Below are 18,598 nucleotides of genomic sequence, written 5' to 3'. Positions count from 1 at the left end.
TGGGAGCGGGCTTGCCCGCGATGGCGTCGGTACATCCAACATCAATGTTGACTGTGCCGACCTCATCGCGGGCAAGCCCGCTCCCACAGGGATGGTGATTACTTGTTGAGCAGAGTCAGGCGCTCACGCACCGCCGCTTCGATCCCTACTTCATCCAGCCCGCACTCGGCCAGCATCTGCGCCGGCTTGGCGTGCTCGACGTAAACGTCCGGCAAGCCCAGGTGCAGCACCGACTTGAGGATGTTCTCGCGGGCGAGGAACTCGCTGACCGCGCCACCGGCACCGCCCATGATCGCGTTCTCTTCGATGGTCACCAGCAGGTCGTGGCTGTTGGCGATCTCGCGTACCAGCGCTTCGTCCATCGGTTTGACGAAACGCATGTCGACCACGGTCGCGTCCAGCGTCTCGGCGACTTTCAGGGCTTCGGCCATTTGCACGCCGAACACCAGCAGGGCGACCTTGCTGCCCTGACGACGCACCACGCCCTTGCCGATCTCGATCGGTTCGAGGTCTTTCTCGATGGTCGCGTTCGGGCCGGTACCGCGTGGATAACGCACCGCCGCCGGGCCGTTGTACAGGTGGCCGGTGGTGAGCATCTTGCGCAGTTCGTTTTCATCGCTCGGGGTCATGATGACCATGCCCGGGATGCAACGCAGGAACGACAGATCGAAACTGCCGGCGTGAGTCGGGCCGTCTTCGCCCACCAGACCGGCGCGGTCAATGGCGAACAGCACGTCGAGGTTCTGCACCGCGACGTCATGCACCAACTGGTCGTAACCGCGTTGCAGGAATGTCGAGTAGATCGCCACCACCGGTTTCGCGCCTTCGCAGGCCATGCCGGCGGCGAGGGTCACGGCGTGTTGCTCGGCAATCGCCACGTCGAAGTAGCGCAGCGGGAAGCGTTCGCTGAACGCCACCAGATCCGAGCCTTCCTTCATCGCCGGGGTGATGCCCACCAGACGCGGGTCGGCAGCGGCCATGTCGCACAGCCATTCACCGAACACACCGGAATACTTCGGCCCGCCGGCCTTTTTCGGCGCAGCGGCCGGGGCGTCCAGCGGTTCGAGCTTGGTGATGGCGTGGTAACCGATCGGGTCGACTTCCGCCGGGGCGAAGCCTTTGCCTTTCTTGGTGACGATGTGCAGGAATTGCGGGCCTTTCAGATCGCGCATGTTGCGCAAGGTGGCGATCAGGGTCGGCAGGTCGTGGCCGTCGATCGGGCCGATGTAGTTCCAGCCCAGTTCTTCGAACAGGGTGCCGGGAACCAGCATGCCCTTGGCGTATTCTTCGGTGCGACGGGCGATTTCCCAGGCGCCGGGCAGGCGCGACAGCACTTTCTTGCTGCCTTCACGCATGCTCGCGTAAGTGCGGCTGGAAAGGATCTTCGCCAGATAGTTCGACAGCCCGCCGACGTTGCGCGAGATCGACATGTCGTTGTCGTTGAGGATCACCAGCATGTTGGCGTCGACTTCCGGCGCGTGGTTCAGCGCCTCGAACGCCATGCCGGCGGTCAGTGCGCCGTCGCCGATCACCGCAATCGCCTTGCGATCGCTGTTCTGCAGGCGGGCGGCGATGGCCATGCCCAACGCGGCACTGATCGAGGTGCTGGAGTGACCGACGCCGAAGGTGTCGTACTCGCTCTCGGAGCGGCGCGGGAAGGCAGCGATGCCGTCCTTCTGGCGCAGGGTTTCCATGCGCTCGCGACGACCGGTGAGGATCTTGTGCGGATAGGCCTGATGACCGACGTCCCACACCAACCGGTCGTCCGGGGTGTCGAAGACGTAATGCAACGCGATGGTCAGCTCGATGACGCCCAGGCCGGCACCGAAATGCCCACCGGTCTGGCCGACCGTGTAGAGCAATTCCAGGCGCAACTCATCAGCCAGGGTTTCCAGCTCGGCTTCGCCTAACCGGCGCAGGCCGTCCGGCGTGTTAGCGCGGTCGAGCAGGGGCGTGGTCGGGCGCTTGCGGGGAATCTCATGAAACGTCGTGGGCATCAGGCGAATCGTTATAGGTATAAAAGATGCGGCAGTTTACCTGATGCATCGCCCCCTGCCCACGCGTTGGTCTTTTTTGGCTGATTAGCCTTCAGTTACGCCGATCGACGATATACCGGGCCAGATCGCGCAACGGCTCGGCAGCCGCGTCAAACGGTCGCAGCGCGTGCAGGGCCTGATCGCGCAGTTCCAGCGCGTAAGCCTTGGCCGCGTCCAGACCGAGCAGCGCCGGGTAGGTCGGCTTGTCGCGGGCGATATCGGCACCTTGGCGCTTGCCGAGGGTTTCGGTATCGCTTTCGACGTCGAGGATGTCGTCCTGGACCTGGAATGCCAGACCAATGGCCTGTGCATAAGTCTGCAGGGACTTGAGTTCATCCTTCTCGGCATGGCCGCTGGCCAGGGCGCCAAGCTTGACGCTGACTTCAATCAGCGCGCCGGTCTTGTGCCGGTGCATCTGTTCCAGGGCTTTCTGATCAAGCTTGAGGCCGACCGAACCGAGGTCGATGGCCTGACCGCCGACCATGCCGGCCGGGCCCGCCGCGTGCGCCAGCGCTGTGACCTGTTGCAGGCGGATGTCTGCGCTCAGGTCGCTCAGGCGCGGGTCGAGCAGGGCGCTGAACGCCAGACTCTGCAAGCCGTCGCCGGCGAGGATTGCGCAGGCTTCGTCGAATTTCTTGTGCGTGGTTGGCTGGCCGCGGCGCAGATCGTCGTCGTCCATCGCCGGCAAATCGTCGTGCACCAGCGAATACGCGTGGATCAGCTCAACCGCACACGCCGCGCCGTTGGCCTGTTCGGCCTTGCCGCCAAGAGCTTCGCACGCCGCGTAAGCCAGCAGCGGGCGCACGCGTTTGCCGCCGTTCATCACGCTGTAGCGCATGGCTTCATAAAGACGCGCCAGTTCTGGCAGCGGGGCGTTGAACAGGGTTTCCAGTGCCGCGTTGACCCGCGCCTGGCTGGTGGCCGAATACGCTGCAATCATTCTGGCTGATCCGCGTCGAAGGGTTCCTCGGCGAGTTCGCCATCGCGTTCCAGCAACACCTGGACCTTCTGCTCGGCCTGGGCCAGCGCCGCCTGGCAGTCACGGGTCAGGCCGATGCCCTGCTCGAAAGCGGTCAGCGAGTCTTCCAGCGACAATTCACCGTTCTCCAGACGCTCCACCAGCGTTTGCAGGTCGGCGAGGGACTGTTCGAAATCCAGTGCAGCTTTTTTGCGGGCCATGGCGGCTAATTCCGGTTGACGTTAAACCGGCGCGACACTAGCAGATAGGGGGGGTATGGGCAAATGAGCGGGCCGACGGACAAGGGTGTCAGTCGGTCAATTCGCCAGGATATTGAATCTGATACCGAGTGCTGCGTCCGCCGCCCGGAAGACGTTGCAGGCAGCCCTTTTCCAGCAGTTCCGCCAGATGTCGGGTGGCCGTGGCTTTGGAGACCTTGGCCACACTCTGGTATTGCGCTGCGCTGATACCGTGCTCGAAACCGCGCTCACCACCGTCGAGCAAACGATTGAGCACTTTGATCTGCTCCGCCGACAGCCCGGATTCCCGGTGCGCCTGCCAGAAGCGTGATTTTCCCAACACACTTTCAATCCGCGCAATGGCCTGTTGCAGGCTGCGCAGCAGGGTTTGCAGGAACCATGCGAGCCAGTCGGTGATGTCCAGCGTGGCTTTCTGGCTGGATTCGAGAATCCGGTAATAGCCCGCGCGGTCGTCGAGAATGCTGGCGGACATCGCATAAAAACGAATCGCCTGCGCTTCGCCCTGAGCCAGTGCCAGATCGGTGAGCGTGCGGGTAAGACGGCCGTTGCCGTCATCGAACGGGTGCAAGGTGACGAACCAGAAGTGCGCGATGCCTGCCCGCAGTAAAGGATCGAGGCCTGCCTGGTGCTGACTGGCGTCGAACCACTTGAGAAAACTGTCGAGTTGTCGCTCAAGCCCTTGTCGCGGTGGCGCCTCGAAATGCACGGTCGGGCGGTCGATTCGCCCGGAAACCACCTGCATTGGCTCATCGCCGCGTAGAGCGCCGACATTGATTGCTCGCGAAAGGAAACCACTCTCCTGTTCTGGAAACAGCCATGAATGCCATTCCAGCAATCGTTCCAGCGTCAGCGGTTCGGCAAAACGTTGAGTGGCATCGAGCATCAGTTGCGCCAGCCCCTCGCTGCGCTTGCTGACGTTGTCGCCATCCGGTGATTCCAGCCCCAGACGTCGTGCCAATGAAGAGCGCACGGATTCAACATTCAACTGCTCCCCCTCGATGGCCGAGGAGGTCACGATGTTTTGCAGCAAAGCGTCCAGCTCTGTCTGCGCGCTCAGTGAATGGCTCACCGATCCCGCCATGCCCATCAATTGACCTTGTGCCTGAACACACTCGCGCAACAACGGTGCCAGGCATTCCGCCTGCCAGTTGAAGTCCGGCCAATCAGGCTGCTGCCAGATCCAGTGAGTCGCCATTAATTGCTGATCCTGAGTGCGTGAGCCGATTGGAAACGCTATTCGGCTCATTTCGTGAGCCGAATATGACGCCTAATCGGCTCATCGTCCACTGGTCGCCGTGATTCCCACCGCAAATCCAGATGTATCCGATTGTTAAAAAACTGCCGAATCGCTAACCTTCGCGCCTTCTACGACCCGACAGTCACGGGTCTTTCAGACGAAACGCAGTTTTCACCGCTGTGAAGTACCGAGGATCGGGTGCAAGGTTTCGTTCAGGCATGGCAGGAGGCATCACATGCGTTCACTTCTTTTGCTGCTGATCGGGTTGGCCTGCGCACCCGCGCTGCTGGCGGCGCCGAGCGCGGAGCTGTCGGAGCCGGTGGGCGGCTGGCGCTATCACGGGCTGCTCGATCGCACGGAAAACCCGCAGGTCGCCTATCCCACGCCGCCGATCGATCGCGGCATCCAGCGCAATCGCACGATGATTGAAGGCCAGCTCAAGGCCATCGGCCATTTACGTCCGCCGCACAGCCTGGCGGTGAATGGCAATCCACTGAATCTGTACACCGACGACCAGGGCCGTTTCGCCCGGCCGTATGCGTTCGGCGCCGGTTCCAACAGCGTCGAGGTGATCAGCGCCGACGGCCAGTCGCTCAAGCGCGTTCAATTCTACGAAGCCAATAACCTGCGCACGCCGGCGCGGATCCGCGTGGTGCTCGGTTGGGACGACCCTAAAGCCGAACTCGACCTGCACGTCATTACGCCTGACGGCCAGCATGCCTTCTGGGCGCGTCCGGCGATGAGCAACGGTGGTGGCCTCGATCCGGACGGCGTCGATGGCCCTGGCCCGGAAATGTTCACCATGACCGCGCCGTTGCACGGCACCTATCTGGTTTACGTCAACTATTGGGGCAACTTCGGTAACGGCGGCTATAACTTCGAGGAGACCAGCAACCAGAACGAGGTCATCACCTCGCAGATCACCCTGGTGCTCAACGAAAACACCGTCGACGAAAAACGCGAAACGTTCATCGTACCCCTGCGGGCCATCGGTGATCTGCTGCTGGTCAAGACTTTCAACTATTAAGCATCCCGCACCACGGATGAACTGCCGAGCTTTGGGAACATGAGCGAGAAGATGAGCGATAACACTGCGACCCCGGCTACCGATGCGTTCGCCGCCAAACCTTCCCGGCGCTGGCCGCTGCTGGCGGTCGGGCTGTGCCTGGTGGCCGGCGTGGCGGGCGGGCTCGGCTGGCTGATGCACAAACCGAAGGCGCCGCCGGCGGAACTGGCCAGCGACAAGCTTGGCTTGAGCCGCCCGGACGCACTGCTGGAAACCCGCTCCCTGAGCCAGTTGCCCAAGGACTTGCTGACGGTGCCGTTCCTCAAGGCCACGCTCACTGAGGATTTCGTCTTCTATTACGAAACCCACGCCGACCGTCTCGGGTTGATCGGCAGTCTGCGGCGGATCATCTACGAGCATGACCTGAAGCTGCAGGACAGCCTGATCGAGCAGCTTTTCGACCAACCGGCTGACGTGGCGCTGTGGCGCGGCGCCGACGGTCGGCTGAAGGATTTCCTGCTGGTGATGGATCGCGGCGGGCTGGCCAAGGTGCTGGAGCCGCTGGCGAAAGTCGCCCTGGATGATTCGCAACTGAGCGTGTTCAGCACCCTGAAGGTCGGCGGCGATGAAGTGCCGCTGTATCAGCTGACCTACAACGCCGGCAAATCCCTGCTGTTCGCCTCCCGTGGCGACAAACTGGTGGTGCTGTCCAACCCGACCAAATTCTACGACCCGGAAAGTGGCGCTTCCGAGGAGTCCGGCCACGTCTCGCCGCAAGCGCTGGCGGCGCTGCTCAACGGCGAAAAACTGTTCCCCGAAGCATTCGGGCTCACGGCCAAGACACCTGAAACCAAACAGCGCCTGTCGGTCAATTCCAGCGTCTTGGCCATGGGTTACCAGCGTTTCATCCCGAACTTCGCCGGCCTGCGTTTCGACATGGACGACAAGGGCTGGCACAGCTATCTGGCCATGGATGAGCTGGAGAACCAGCCGGACTTCGATTTCAAACCGGTCTGGCAAGCCATGCCGCTGGGCGCCAGCGCCTGCGTGGCCTTGCCGGTGGCGGCCGAGCCGCAGAAACCGTTGCTGGTGAAACTCGGCGCCGAAGAAGCCGTGGCGCAGAAACTCACCGAGCACGTGGCCGGCGCGGCGGGCCTTTGCTGGTACGCCGATTCGCGGCTGTACACGCCGTTGCTGGTGGCCAGTCTCAACGACGAAGACAACGGCAAACTCGACGCTGATATCGGCACGTTGTTCGATTCGATGGTCGGCGCCTACGAAGGCAAGATCGACGACCACGCGTTCCCGGTGGTCGAGAAACAGGAAGGCCAGAGCCACCTCTGGCAGCGTCAGGTCAGTTCCAACTTCGGTCCGTATGCGGCCAAGGATGCCGAGAACCCGGACGCAATCACCGGCCGTGCCTTCATGAAAGTCAGCCTGGCGCGCCATGGTTCGACGCTGCTGTTTTCCCTCGACGACAAACTGGTCGACAAGGCCCTCGGCACCCTCGACAAGCGCTTCCCGCCGATGGCCGACGTGCTGCCCAAAGACGTGCTGATGCCGATCTACTTCGGCCCGGATTCGATGGCACAGCTGATCCAGCAGGAAACCCTCGACAGCCTGCCGCAGGACATGGAGCCGGTGTTCTACAACGCCGCGCAAACCTACCTGATCCCGAAACTGCGCACCCTCGGCGGCATGGGCAAATACGCCCTGACGTTGCCGGAAGGCAGCGAGCCTGACGGTCACTGGCAATGGCTGCCGCTGGAGTGGAAAGCGCTGTGACCGGACTCATTCGCAGCCTTGGCCTTCTGGCGCTGTTGCTCAGCGCCGGTGCCCGAGCCGTTGAGACTCCGGCCCTCGATCCGCAGCAATCCCAGGTGTTTCGCGCCTGGTTCGTGCGCATTGCTCAGGAGCAGTTGAGCAAAGGCCCGAGCCCGCGCTGGTACCAGCAGGACTGCGCGGGGCTGGTGCGTTTCGCCGCCAACGAAGCACTGAAAGTCCACGACGATAAATGGCTGCGCAGCAATGGCGTGTCCAACCGCTACCTGCCGCCGGAGCTGGACCTGAGCGCCGATCAGCGCAAGCTCGCCCAGCAATGGCAGCAGGGCGGCGGCAAGGTCGGGCCCTACGTCAACGCGATCAAACTGATTCAGTTCAACAGCCATCTGATCGGCCGCGACGTGTCCCAGGCACGGCCCGGCGATCTGATGTTTTTCGATCAGGGCGACGACCAGCACCTGATGATCTGGATGGGCCGCTACATCGCCTATCACACCGGCACGACCACCCCAACCGACAACGGCATGCGTTCGGCAAGCCTGCAGCAACTCATGACATGGAAGGACACCCGATGGATACCCGACGCAGCCAACCCCAACTTCATCGGCGTCTATCGACTGAACTTTCTCTCCCAATGACCGGTGCCCGCATGTTGCGCTTACTGCCTTTTCTGTTGCTGTCAGTCCTGCCGTTTTCGGCCGTGAATGCCGAAGACACCGTCGAGCCGAGCGGCTACACGCCGGTCTCCGGTGAGAGCTTTTTCCTGCTGGCCGACAGCAGTTTCGCCGCCGACGAACAGGCGGTGGTGCGCCTCGAAGCGCCGGGTCGCGACTATCGCCGTTTCCGCATGGAACCGTACGGCGGCGCCGATATCCGGGTGTACAAGATCGACAAGCCGCTGGACTTCCTCAAGCGCCAGAAAAACCTGCACCGCGTGGTCAGTGACGGCCAGTTCAAGGGCGAAGGCCTGTCGAACACCCTCGCGTACCTGTGGGATAACTGGTACCGCAAATCCCGTCGGGTGATGCAGCGTGCGTTCTCTTACGAGTCGCGCCAGCAAGTCACCGAGGAGGTGCCGGAACTGAAGATGGGCAATGCCATCGCCGCGCCGACCCCTTACGACGCGCAACCGCAATTCGCCCTGATTCCGGGTCTGCCGGTGGTCAGTCAGTTCCGTTATCCGCTGTGGCAGGCCAAACCGATTCAGCCACCGACAGGCGTCAATCTGGCCGGGTCTTCCAGCGAGTTCGTCAGCGTCGCGCCGGGTAACGTCTACATCCCGTTGGGCAATCTGAAACCTGGCCTGTATCTGGTTGAAGCGCTGATCGGCAAGTACCGCGCGACCACCATGGTGTTCGTTTCCAACACCGTTGCGGTGAGCAAGATTGCCGGTGATGAATTGCTGGTGTGGGCCGCACGCAAACACGAAGGCAGCTCGGTGCCGAAGGTCAATGTGCTGTGGACAGACGGCCTCGGCGTGATGAGCAGCGGCGCCACCGACACCGATGGTCTGCTCCGCCTGAAACACGTCAGCCCGGAGCGTTCGTTCGTGATTGGCGAGGACGAAGAGGGTGGCGTATTCGTCTCGGAAAACTTCTATTACGACAGCGAAATTTACGACACCAAACTCTACGCCTTCACCGACCGGCCGCTGTATCGTCCGGGTGATTGGGTATCGCTGAAAATCGTTGGCCGCGAATTCAAGAATGCGCGGGATTCGGTATTGCCGGGGGCGGCGGACGTCAATGTCAGCGTGCTCGATGCGACCGGTACCGAGTTGCAGCGACTGGATCTGAAGCTCGACTCCAAGGCCGGCACCCAGGGCCGTTTCCAGTTGCCGGACAACGCAGTGGCCGGTGGTTACGAGCTGCGTTTCAACTACAAGGATCAGGCCTACAGCAGCGCGTTCCGGGTGGCGGAGTACATCAAGCCGCACTTCGAAATCTCGCTGAATCTGGCCAAGCAGGATTACCGCACCGGCGAACCGGTGAAGGGCAGCCTGGTGCTGCTTTACCCGGACGGCAAACCGGTGGCGAACGCCAAACTGACCCTGAGCCTGCGCGCCCAGCAACTGTCGATGGTCGACAACGAGCTGCAATACCTCGGTCAATTCCCGGTGGAGCTGACCAGCACCGAACTGACTTCCGACAGTAAAGGCAACGCGACCCTCGACCTGCCGGCCGCCGACAAACCGAGCCGCTACATGCTCACGGTGTTTGCCAGCGATGGCGCAGCGTATCGGGTCAAAACCACCAAGGAAATCCTCATCGACCGCGGTGCCGCCAGCTTCCGCCTGACTGCGCCGCAGCGCTTCAGCGCGGTGGGTGACAAGGTCGCGTTCAGCTACGCCAACGAGGGTGGCAGTGTGCAGGCCCAGGCCGTTGTGCCGAGCAGCTACAGCTGGGTTCGCCTGGAAGACCAGACCACCGGCGAAGGCAAACTGGCGGCGAAAGACAAAGGCTTCAGCGTGGCGTTCGATCGCCCGGGCACCTACAACCTGTCGCTGAAAGATCAGCACGGTCGGGTGCTTGGTGCGACCGGTCATTCGGTCACCGGCGATGGCGTCAAGGCTGTGCCGGGCACCGTGGAAATCGTCCTCGACAAACCCGAGTACAAAGCCGGCGACGAAGCGCTGGCGCTGATCACTTTCCCGGAGCCTGTCAGCGATGCACTGCTGTCGCTGGAGCGTGACAAGGTCGAAGCCACCGCGCTGCTGACCAAGGGCGGCGACTGGCTGAAACTGGAAAAACTCAGCAACACCCAATACCGCGCACGCACCCCGGTGAAGGACAACTTCGCGCCGAACCTGACGTTCTCCGTGCTCTACACCAAGGGCGGTCAGTACAGCTTCCAGAACGCCGGGATCAAGGTTGTTGCGCCACAGATCGATGTGGCGATCAAGACCGACAAAGAGACCTATCAGCCGGGCGATACCGTGACGGTCGACCTGACCACGCAGTTCGCTGGCAAGGCAGTGCCGGCGCACCTGACGGTCAGCGTCGTGGATGAAATGGTCTACGCGCTGCAACCGGAAGTTGCGCCGACCATCGACCAGTTCTTCTACCACCCGCGCCGCAACAACGTGCGCACCAGCGCCAGCCTGTCGTTCATCAGCTACGACGTGGCGTTGCCGGGCAGCCCCGGCGCGCCGGGCAAGGCCAACCGCAGCGAACGCGGGGTGAAAGTGCTGGAGCGGCCGCGCCGCGAAGACGTCGACACCGCTGCGTGGCAGCCGGAATTGTTGACCGATGCCGACGGCAAGACCCGCTTCACCTTCAAGATGCCGGACTCGCTCACCCGTTGGCGCATCACCGCGCGGGCGATTGCCGATGACGGTCAGGTCGGGCAGAAAAAGCAGTTCGTGCGCTCGGAAAAACCGCTGTACCTGAAGTGGAGCGGGCCGAGCAAATTCCGCAAGGGCGATCAGCCGCAACTCGGCGTGTTCGCGTTCAGCCAGGCCGAGAAACCGGTCAAGGCTGAATTGGTGACGCACTACGCCGGCGCTGAACAACGCCTGCCGGTGACCCTCAATAACGGCATCAACTACCTGCCGCTGCCGGCCTTCGCATTGGCCACCGGCGAATGGACCGCCGAACTGGTGCAGGACGGCAAAACCGCCGATGCCCTCGCGGTACGCCTGACCGCCACCGGCGAAGGCTGGCAAGTGACGCAGACCCAGAGCCTCGACGTGGCCAGCGGCGACACGCCGTTGAGCCTGCCGGCAGATGCCACCGACATTCGCCTGCGTCTGGATGACAGCCCGCAAGCGCTGTTCCGTTCGGCCCTCGACGATCTGCTCAGCTATCCGTACGGCGGCGTCGAACAGACCGCCAGTCGTTTGCTGCCGCTGAGCATCGCTTATCCGTCGCTGGCGTCGAGCCCGCAGATCCGCGATCGCTTGCGTCTGATCATGCAGAACAGCCGTCTGCGCCTGGTGCAAATGGCCGGGCCGTCGGCGAGCTTCACCTGGTGGGGCTTTGATGGTGAGCCGGATGCGTTCCTCACCGCTTACGCCTACTACGCCGACTGGAACGCCAGTCATGTGCTGGATCTGACCTTGCCGCCGGAGCACTGGCAGCGGGTGCTGGAGGTCTACGCCAAGCAGGCGCCGAACACGCCGTTGCTGCAACGGGCACTGATTCTGTCGTTCGCCAAGCAGATGCATCTGCCGGTCAACACGCTGCTCAGCGGTTTGATGGACGATCTGGCGAAGGCCGGGGAAGGCAATGCCGAAAACCTGATGGACGACGGCGAAGACAGTCTGGTGATGGGTGATCCGGATTCGGCGCTCGGTCTGGCGGCGGCGCGGGTCTTGACCGCATCGCTGGCCACCCAGTCGAAAGTTGCTCTGCCGGACGCGTTCAATCGTCACTTGGGCGCAGCGCAACAGCGCTTGTCCGTCAGTTCGCAGCCGTTTGCCGAAGCGCTGAACCTGTCGCTGCAACCGTTCGATCAGGCTCGTGCGACAGCGTTGTTGCAACGCCTGTTGCCACAGCAATCGACCCTCGAACGTGCGCTGGCGCTAACCTGGCTGCAACGCAGCATCGCCCAGGCATCGCCGACCATCGCGCTGGCCCCGGGCGAAGGCTGGAAGAAAAACTACGGCGCGACCGGCGAGATGTATTGGACGTGGCAGGGTGCTGCGCCGGTGCCGAGCGTGTTGTCGGTGTCGGGCACTCAGGAGCGTCCGTTGCGTGCCGCGCTGAGCTTCCAGACCCAGCAGCCGGCGGTCGATCCGATGGCCGTGACCATCACTCGTCGCCTGTCGCGTCTGGTGCCGGGTGACGAGGCGTTCACCTTCAAACTGGAACCGGTCGGCACTAAACCACTGTCCAGCGACAGCCTGTACCTGGACGAAGTGATCCTCACCAGCAAGGCACCGAAACCGCTGCGCTACGGCATGCTCGAAGTGCCACTGCCGCCGGGCGCGGATGTCGAGCGCACCACGTGGGGCATCAAGTTGCAGGGCAAGGACGGTACCGAGCCGACCGCGCTGGAGAAGGCGCGGTTCGAACCGGGCCAACTGGCCTACGCGGTTCCGGTGGATGCACTGAGCGGTGAATTGCGTCTGCGCCATCTGGTTCGGTTCTCGCAGAAGGGCCAGTTCAACCTGCCGCCGGTGCGTTTCACTCAGGTCTACGCGCCGCAGCATCAGGCCCGCGAAGCGAAAGCGGCCCTCGGTCAGGTCACGGTCAACTGACATGACCCGGCCGCTGGTCTGGCTGCTGATGTGTGTGATTCCTGCGCTGGCGACGGCGCAGGATGAACCGTTGCGCGTAGCCTACAAGGGCGAATTGCTGTCGCTGAACACCACGCAACTGACCGCCCGCGAGCCATTGCCTTCGTCGCTTGATACGCCGCTGGGCAGTTTGTGGAAGATGTTCGTCTACGCGTGGCTGGTGGATACCGGCGCGCAGGAACCGGCTTATGAATGTCGCGGGCAGTCGAAGGAAGAAGTCTATTGCTGCACGGCGGGCGGGAAGATCGAGCGTGATCAGGCGCTGGTAAAATCCTGCGGGCTGTATTTCGAGCCGGCGCGGTTGGGCATAACCGCTGGCGATTGGAGAACCTATTGGCAGGCGCGACAGGCGCCGTCGTGGTTGCTGGATTTGCCATCGGTGCAACCGGCTACTCGGGTTTCCGTGGCTGACTTGCTGAAGGTTTTGTCTTGGTTGCCGGCTCAGGATCAGATGCGCCGTGTGCTGCTCGACGTGGTGCTGAATGCGGCGGACGGCAATGTCGTCGGTGAACTCGGCGGGCGCTTGCGGGTGAAAACCTGGAGCTGGCTCGGCGATCAGGACCCGCAATCACGTCAGGGTGGATTCGCTGGGTGGACGGCGGATGGCTCGCCGATCTGGGCGGGTGGCCGGGGCACCAGTCAGATGGTTCTGCGGCGTTACGGTTCGGCGTTGGCGACGGTGTTGCCCGCATCGTGGCCGGCGGAGGCGGGGCGTTGTGTTGAGGTGGGATTGTTCTCGCGTTATCCGGTTTCGCGGGTTCTGGTCGGTGATCGAGTGGTGAGCTCCGGCCCGTTGCAGGGCGATTACCGCGTCGAATTCGCTAATGGCAATACGCTGGATATCCACAGCGATGGCGAGCTGTTTCTGCTCAATGACAAACTGGTCGCCCGGCTGGATCGCGAAGAGTACGTCGCCCGTGTGCTGGAGCGTGAAGCCAAACCCGAGCCGGCCGAAGCCGCCAAAGCGTTGGCCGTGGCGATCCGCACGTATCTGCTGCAAAACGCCACGCGCAACGGCGAATGCCTGAGCATCGACGACAGCAGCACCCGCCAACGCGTCGCCCCGCGCCCGGCTTCCGCCGAATCCCGCAACATCGCCGCATGGACGTCGGATCTGGTATTGGCCGGCAGCACCGTCACCTATCACTCCGATCAACCTGGCCCCGACAAACTGGCCTGGCAACAAGCCGTCGAGCAAGCCAATGCCGGCCAGCGTTACGACGCGATCCTGCTGCACGCCTATCCACGGGCGAGCCTTAGCCGCTGGGACAATCCGGTGGCGTCCTGCGAAGCGCTGCCCGCCGCCCAAGACTGGCTGCAAAAACAACGACGCGGCTGGCGTCCGAGGCTGGAAAGCGAAACCGGCTACAACGAAGTCAGCACGTTCGCCGTCTGCAAACTCGCCTTCGGCCGCCCTTTCGTCGACCGCGAACGCCAGCGCATCTACGTGCGAGGCGTGCTGTCGTTGCAGGATCGCCTCGACCTGACTCACGAATACCTGCACCTGGCCTTTGAAGCACATCCCAACGGCCAGGATGAAACCTATATCGAAGGGCTCGCCCGTCACCTTTTGCTGGAATAGACCATGACACTCCGTTATCCACAGGTCTTGCTGTTGCTCTGCGTCTTTGCCGCCGTTTCGCCGGTGATCGCCGCTGACGGCGTCAAACTCGACACCCCGATCGGCGGCTGGCGCAGTGGCGCACCCGAAGGCGAGGGCGAAAGTTTCCGCCAGACCGTCAACTACCCGGCCTCCTCGGTAAACACTCCGCTCGGCCAGGCCAACACCGCGCGCATCAGTGGCGAAATCAAAGCCACCCCGAAAAACAAAGAGCCCGGCCGCCTGATCGTCAACGGCGTCAGCATGCCGCTGAAAATCGACGACAGCGGCCGCTTCGACCGCCCGTTCTCCTTCCCCAACGGCAGCAACAGCGTCGAAGTCCGTAGCCCCGACGGCCAGCAACGGCACCGCACGCAATTTCTCAACACCAGCGGCGGCGCTACTCCGGCGAAACTGCGGGTGTTGCTGGCGTGGGACAGTGACGGCACCGACCTCGACCTGCACCTGATCACACCCGACGGCGCGCACATCTGGTACGGCGATCGCGTCGCGCCCAATGGCGCTGCTCTGGATGTCGACGTGACCACCGGTTACGGCCCGGAAATCTTCGCCATGCCGGCGCCGATCAAGGGTCAGTATCTGGTGTATGTGAATTATTTTGGCGGTGGGTATCGCGGGGATGATGAGGGTGGGGAAGAGGCGGTGCAGCCGTTGACTACCGCGCAGGTGACGGTGATTACGGAGGAGGGGACGCCTAGCGAGAAGATGGAGACTTTCATCGTGCCGATGCGGGCGGTGGGGGAGTTGACGTTGGTGAAGTCGTTTAGTTATCCCTGAGCAGGAGACTGCTCAGGGTTGCATTAGAAGCCGGGCGGAATATAGCCGGGCACGAACGGAACGTTGATGCACTTCCCGTGAATGATCTTCCCGTCTTCAATCCTGAACAGCACGATCTTCTTGGCCTTATTGACGGTGGCCTCCAGTTTGCAATCCGAACTGTGACCGACTGTCTCGTAGTACTCGGTGTAAACCATGCCGTTGCCGGTATGGTTCATTGAAGTCCCGGCCGCTTCTGTAGTGGTCCAGCTGGAGGATTTGAACCAGGTGAGAACCGCCAGATTCTCACCGTTGGCACCGGTCTGTTTTTTCATCGAGTCGGGTTTGCCGAACAGGTCGAGTGCTTCCTGGACATCGCGTCCTTCCCATCGAGACTGAGCAATCAGGTGGCAGCCATGCAGCAGCAATAGTGTGGGTGTCAGCAGCACCGCCAGTAACGTTTTAGTCCATTGATTCATCATGCGTTCCGCCGCTTACTTGTTACCGAGGATCGAATCCAGGTTGTCCATCATCTGCCCCTTCTCCTGAATCGGTGCCAGCTTGAAGAACATCTGTTGCATGCCCTGAATCATCTGCAAGGGCTCCATCTTGCCCAGCGCGATCATGTCCTTTTTAGCGGGGGAGCAAACAAACTCGGCGGCGCGCTGTACCCAGAACTCCTTCGGCTGCTGCCATTGGTCGTTAACTTTCAGGTGCCGCATCATGTAGGCAATGCGATCTATGGATTGCCCATTAAGAAAGCGGACCTTGTTCGTCGAGCACTGCACTTCGAGGTTGTAGGCATCGATCATCGGTTTGCCGGGTTCTTCATACACCAGCGTCACGGCCACCAACTTCGCACCCTTGGTATGGTTCGACGGCACCACTGAAGTGCTGTCGGCTACATACATGATGTTCTTGTTGGGAATGCCGTTGCCGTAAATGATCCACCAGTCACCGACGGGGTTCGGTTCTTCTGCCTGCGCGCAAGTAGAGGCGGTCAGCAGTGCGGTTACTAGAACAAGGGATTGATTGAGTTTGAAAAACGACATGGTGTTGCTCCATTCCTTGGTGCTTTTGCAATGCACAAAAACAGAATGGAAATTTAGTGGCGAGGTTGGGTGAGGGGCAATTAGGGCGGATGTGCTAATGGCTTATTGCGATGGTTCAATAATCGCCTGAGCCGTCTACTCATTGCACGTACCAAGCGGACAGGCAAACTCGCATTTATTGTCTGCGTCAGGCCGCTATTTTCGGGCTGAAACTGCTGGAGATCAGGCGATTAATCGCGATTTCAAGAGCTTGATCATCGAATAGTTTATTTTTGCGCACCGCAGCTCCACCCCCGCCGTCCCAGTTTCTCAGTGCTTCACGTACCGCAGAAACGGTCGGAACAACCCCTTCCTTAATCAGCAACCAATCGACGGTCGCGAGTAATTCCATTCCGAAGGGGGATTCAAAGCCATCGATTAATTCAGCTGTGCGCTCTAAAGCTTGGGAATATTCCCTGGCTTCAGTCTTTAGGTAGGTCTGCAAAAAAGCCTTGCGATCTTGATCAAACCAAATCACATCGGTGATTTCCGCATCACTGATACGCTTGTCGCAATGTAGATAGCTACCATCCAGATTGTTGAGCAGATGCTCCAGTCGATTGGCGTATGGCCCGAATTTATGAGCGATAAATTTCAGGTTTAGCGGGTTCTCTGTACTTGGAAGTTTTTCAATTGCCCGCTCAAGAAACCAAGCCAGTTTTTGAATCTCGAGCAGACTGCATTCCATGCCCAACACCCAATAGCGTCGAACCAGTTCAGCGATAAGGGCACGGGCCGGCGTGAGCGTCTCTACACCGTTGCGCTTGGCGACATTCAGATATTGATTGGTCGGCTCGAACACCAGCACGTCGACATCCAGATCCCCCAAAACCTCAACGATCTGTTCGCGGACTTCAGGCCACTTTAATCCACCGTTACCAGCACCCAGTGGCGGGATAGCGACTGATTTCACGTCATTCTCAATTAGAAACCGACGCAGGTCGTGCAGACCTTCTGTTATCCAGGCCATTTGCGAAGGTGAACGCCAGTGACGTTTGGTCGGGAAATTGACGATCCAGCGAGGTCCTTCAAGTTCGTTGGTGGCGGTCACGTGCATCTTGCCGGTTTCAACTTCCTTGGCCTTGCACGCCGCTGCGTACAGACGATAGTTCTGCGCAAAGCGTTCTTTGAACATCAGCGCGATGCCTTTTCCCATCACGCCCACGGTGTTCACCGTGTTGACGAGGGCTTCGGTCTTGGCTTCCAGCAGGTTGCCTTGGGTAAATCTGATCATTGGAAATACCATTTGGGACGCGCATGGACAGACAACGTCAGGCCTCGAGCGGCGACGTCTTGTTCTATGCGTTCTTTCATTGCATCGGTGTGGCACATGATGCCCAGTAGTCCCGTAATCGGTAAGTGATGGTGGATCAGCGCTTCCGCTTGATAACGCTCTATTTTACGAGGGTCATCAGGATCGCGCTTGAAGTCGCGCCGTTGAAGGATAGTCCAATCGATCTGGTCGAGATTCGCCAGATCGCTGTAATAGTCTGTCCAACTCGGATAGGCATGTGCGTTTGTAAAGACAAACGGTAGGCCGAGCTCTTCAACGCGATGGAGGCTTGAGACCAGAATGACGATCTCGTCATTGCTGCGTTGCTGCACGCTCCACCCGGAGTGGATGTTCTGCATCATCACCGAGAAGGGCGTGAAATAGAAGGGCACGTAGTCGGCCAGGACGCCTTCGGGTGCGATAGGCACCTGACGGGAACGGCGCTTGTCGATCAAGTCGACGTTGCCGATGTTCACGTAATGAGGTGCCTGTACTTCCGAGTTTGCGCAATGCAGGCCGTTGTCCAGAATCCAGGGCAGGTTATCGCGATGGACGATACGCCAAATCAGAGCTTTCTCTGGATTCAGGCTGGTGTAGTTCATTGATAAAACATTCTCTGATTCACGCTGGTCTGCACATTAACATCCGCTGCCTGCAATTTAGCTACGCAAAGTGCATCGACTTCTTCGCTGGGGGTAAAGATTTTGAAGAAGGCCTCAGGTTTAACAACCCCCGGTGCGAGACACTCGGCCATGCAGATGCTTTTGCAATGAGGGTCCAGGTAATCGCGACTGCTCATGACATCCCACTCGATGGCTTCGAAACCCTGTTCGTAATCAAGTAGCTGTATTGAGTCGCCTGCTAACGGGTGGCGTGGAATGATTTTCCAGCCGTATTGCCTGGCCGTTGATCTGTAGACCGAGATCAGTACAAATTGGGCCTCTGGCCTGTTGCGCTGGACGCTTCCGTCAAATGGATTCTTCGCAAACCAGTGGAAGGGCACGTAATTGTCGAGCTGCAGAGCCTGCCGCTTTTTCAGGATTTCAGCATCTGCGACGTCTTTGAAACCCGAGAGGCCAGCGCGAGGTTTCAAACCATCCTTGAAAATTCCATCCAGGTTTTCAACTGAAGTGAGATGGTAGAGAAGCTTCTGATCCTTGATGCTTTTAACGTCCGACATAGTGGTCTCCTTGACCTGCACATCAACCTAAACTGGATTCAGTTCCGGCCTCGCCCCGTGCTGATGTAACCCTCGATCCGTAGGGGTTGGTAGAACAATCGCTGCGATTCTAGTGTGCCATCACTTTTGGCCACAAGCCCACTAAGGAAATTGGTTAGC

15 protein-coding genes are annotated in these 18,598 nt (G+C 60.6%); 6 read left to right on the top strand and 9 right to left on the bottom strand.

Annotated elements, in window-relative coordinates; translation table 11 throughout:
- Nucleotides 1-98: 98 nt before the first annotated feature.
- From dxs to GQX66_RS05210, 4 genes are all read right to left on the bottom strand, one after another.
- Nucleotides 99-1,997, bottom strand: coding sequence for a 1-deoxy-D-xylulose-5-phosphate synthase (gene dxs, locus GQX66_RS05225; RefSeq protein ID WP_102686387.1), 1,899 nt, complete (start codon nucleotides 1,995-1,997; stop codon nucleotides 99-101).
- 91 nt (nucleotides 1,998-2,088) lie between these two features.
- Nucleotides 2,089-2,976: a (2E,6E)-farnesyl diphosphate synthase gene (gene ispA, locus GQX66_RS05220; RefSeq protein WP_240867275.1), complete on the bottom strand. Its 888-nt coding sequence runs from the start codon at nucleotides 2,974-2,976 to the stop codon at nucleotides 2,089-2,091.
- Nucleotides 2,973-3,215: an exodeoxyribonuclease VII small subunit gene (locus tag GQX66_RS05215; RefSeq protein WP_007894317.1), complete on the bottom strand. Its 243-nt coding sequence runs from the start codon at nucleotides 3,213-3,215 to the stop codon at nucleotides 2,973-2,975. Before GQX66_RS05215 ends, ispA begins: the two co-directional genes overlap by 4 nt.
- Nucleotides 3,216-3,303: 88 nt before the next feature.
- On the bottom strand, nucleotides 3,304-4,449 hold the full coding sequence (locus GQX66_RS05210; RefSeq protein ID WP_085747623.1) for a Fic family protein: 1,146 nt from the start codon (nucleotides 4,447-4,449) through the stop codon (nucleotides 3,304-3,306).
- Between the two features lie 277 nt (nucleotides 4,450-4,726).
- Between GQX66_RS05210 and GQX66_RS05205 the strand changes: the two genes are divergently transcribed.
- Genes GQX66_RS05205 through GQX66_RS05180 form a run of 6 tightly spaced genes read left to right on the top strand, consistent with a single transcriptional unit; the run spans nucleotide 4,727 to nucleotide 14,916 of the window.
- A complete protein-coding gene (locus tag GQX66_RS05205) occupies nucleotides 4,727-5,518 on the top strand; it encodes a DUF2135 domain-containing protein (RefSeq protein ID WP_102716662.1) in 792 nt (263 codons plus the stop codon).
- Between the two features lie 51 nt (nucleotides 5,519-5,569).
- On the top strand, nucleotides 5,570-7,282 hold the full coding sequence (locus tag GQX66_RS05200) for a DUF2138 domain-containing protein (RefSeq protein ID WP_240867271.1): 1,713 nt from the start codon (nucleotides 5,570-5,572) through the stop codon (nucleotides 7,280-7,282).
- Nucleotides 7,252-7,917: a DUF1175 family protein gene (locus GQX66_RS05195; protein ID WP_041475438.1), complete on the top strand. Its 666-nt coding sequence runs from the start codon at nucleotides 7,252-7,254 to the stop codon at nucleotides 7,915-7,917. Before GQX66_RS05200 ends, GQX66_RS05195 begins: the two co-directional genes overlap by 31 nt.
- Nucleotides 7,914-12,479, top strand: a complete 4,566-nt coding sequence (locus GQX66_RS05190) for an alpha-2-macroglobulin (protein ID WP_240867267.1) — start codon at nucleotides 7,914-7,916, stop codon at nucleotides 12,477-12,479. The genes GQX66_RS05195 and GQX66_RS05190 overlap by 4 nt, the downstream gene beginning before the upstream one ends.
- A gap of 1 nt (nucleotide 12,480) precedes the next feature.
- On the top strand, nucleotides 12,481-14,100 hold the full coding sequence (locus tag GQX66_RS05185) for a DUF2300 domain-containing protein (RefSeq protein WP_240867261.1): 1,620 nt from the start codon (nucleotides 12,481-12,483) through the stop codon (nucleotides 14,098-14,100).
- A 3-nt stretch (nucleotides 14,101-14,103) separates the two neighbouring features.
- Nucleotides 14,104-14,916: a DUF2135 domain-containing protein gene (locus tag GQX66_RS05180; RefSeq protein ID WP_085747629.1), complete on the top strand. Its 813-nt coding sequence runs from the start codon at nucleotides 14,104-14,106 to the stop codon at nucleotides 14,914-14,916.
- Nucleotides 14,917-14,939: 23 nt separating this feature from the next.
- On the opposite strand, the gene GQX66_RS05175 is transcribed toward GQX66_RS05180, so the two are convergent.
- The 5 genes from GQX66_RS05175 to GQX66_RS05155 all read right to left on the bottom strand — a co-directional run bounded on the left by GQX66_RS05175 (nucleotide 14,940) and on the right by GQX66_RS05155 (nucleotide 18,439).
- Nucleotides 14,940-15,374, bottom strand: coding sequence for a hypothetical protein (locus GQX66_RS05175; RefSeq protein ID WP_039772002.1), 435 nt, complete (start codon nucleotides 15,372-15,374; stop codon nucleotides 14,940-14,942).
- Between the two features lie 15 nt (nucleotides 15,375-15,389).
- A complete protein-coding gene (locus tag GQX66_RS05170) occupies nucleotides 15,390-15,947 on the bottom strand; it encodes a hypothetical protein (RefSeq protein WP_240867248.1) in 558 nt (185 codons plus the stop codon).
- A gap of 187 nt (nucleotides 15,948-16,134) precedes the next feature.
- Complete coding sequence (locus tag GQX66_RS05165; protein ID WP_085747631.1) at nucleotides 16,135-17,220, bottom strand: macro domain-containing protein; 1,086 nt, start codon at nucleotides 17,218-17,220, stop codon at nucleotides 16,135-16,137.
- Nucleotides 17,217-17,861: a DUF4433 domain-containing protein gene (locus tag GQX66_RS05160; protein WP_074691609.1), complete on the bottom strand. Its 645-nt coding sequence runs from the start codon at nucleotides 17,859-17,861 to the stop codon at nucleotides 17,217-17,219. The genes GQX66_RS05165 and GQX66_RS05160 overlap by 4 nt, the downstream gene beginning before the upstream one ends.
- Nucleotides 17,858-18,439, bottom strand: coding sequence for a DarT ssDNA thymidine ADP-ribosyltransferase family protein (locus tag GQX66_RS05155; RefSeq protein WP_085747632.1), 582 nt, complete (start codon nucleotides 18,437-18,439; stop codon nucleotides 17,858-17,860). The genes GQX66_RS05160 and GQX66_RS05155 overlap by 4 nt, the downstream gene beginning before the upstream one ends.
- Between the last annotated feature and the right edge of the window lie 159 nt (nucleotides 18,440-18,598).

Source organism: Pseudomonas sp. B707, assembly GCF_022496685.1.
GTDB lineage: Bacteria > Pseudomonadota > Gammaproteobacteria > Pseudomonadales > Pseudomonadaceae > Aquipseudomonas > Aquipseudomonas paraglycinae.
This window is presented reverse-complemented; position numbering and strand designations above follow the sequence as displayed.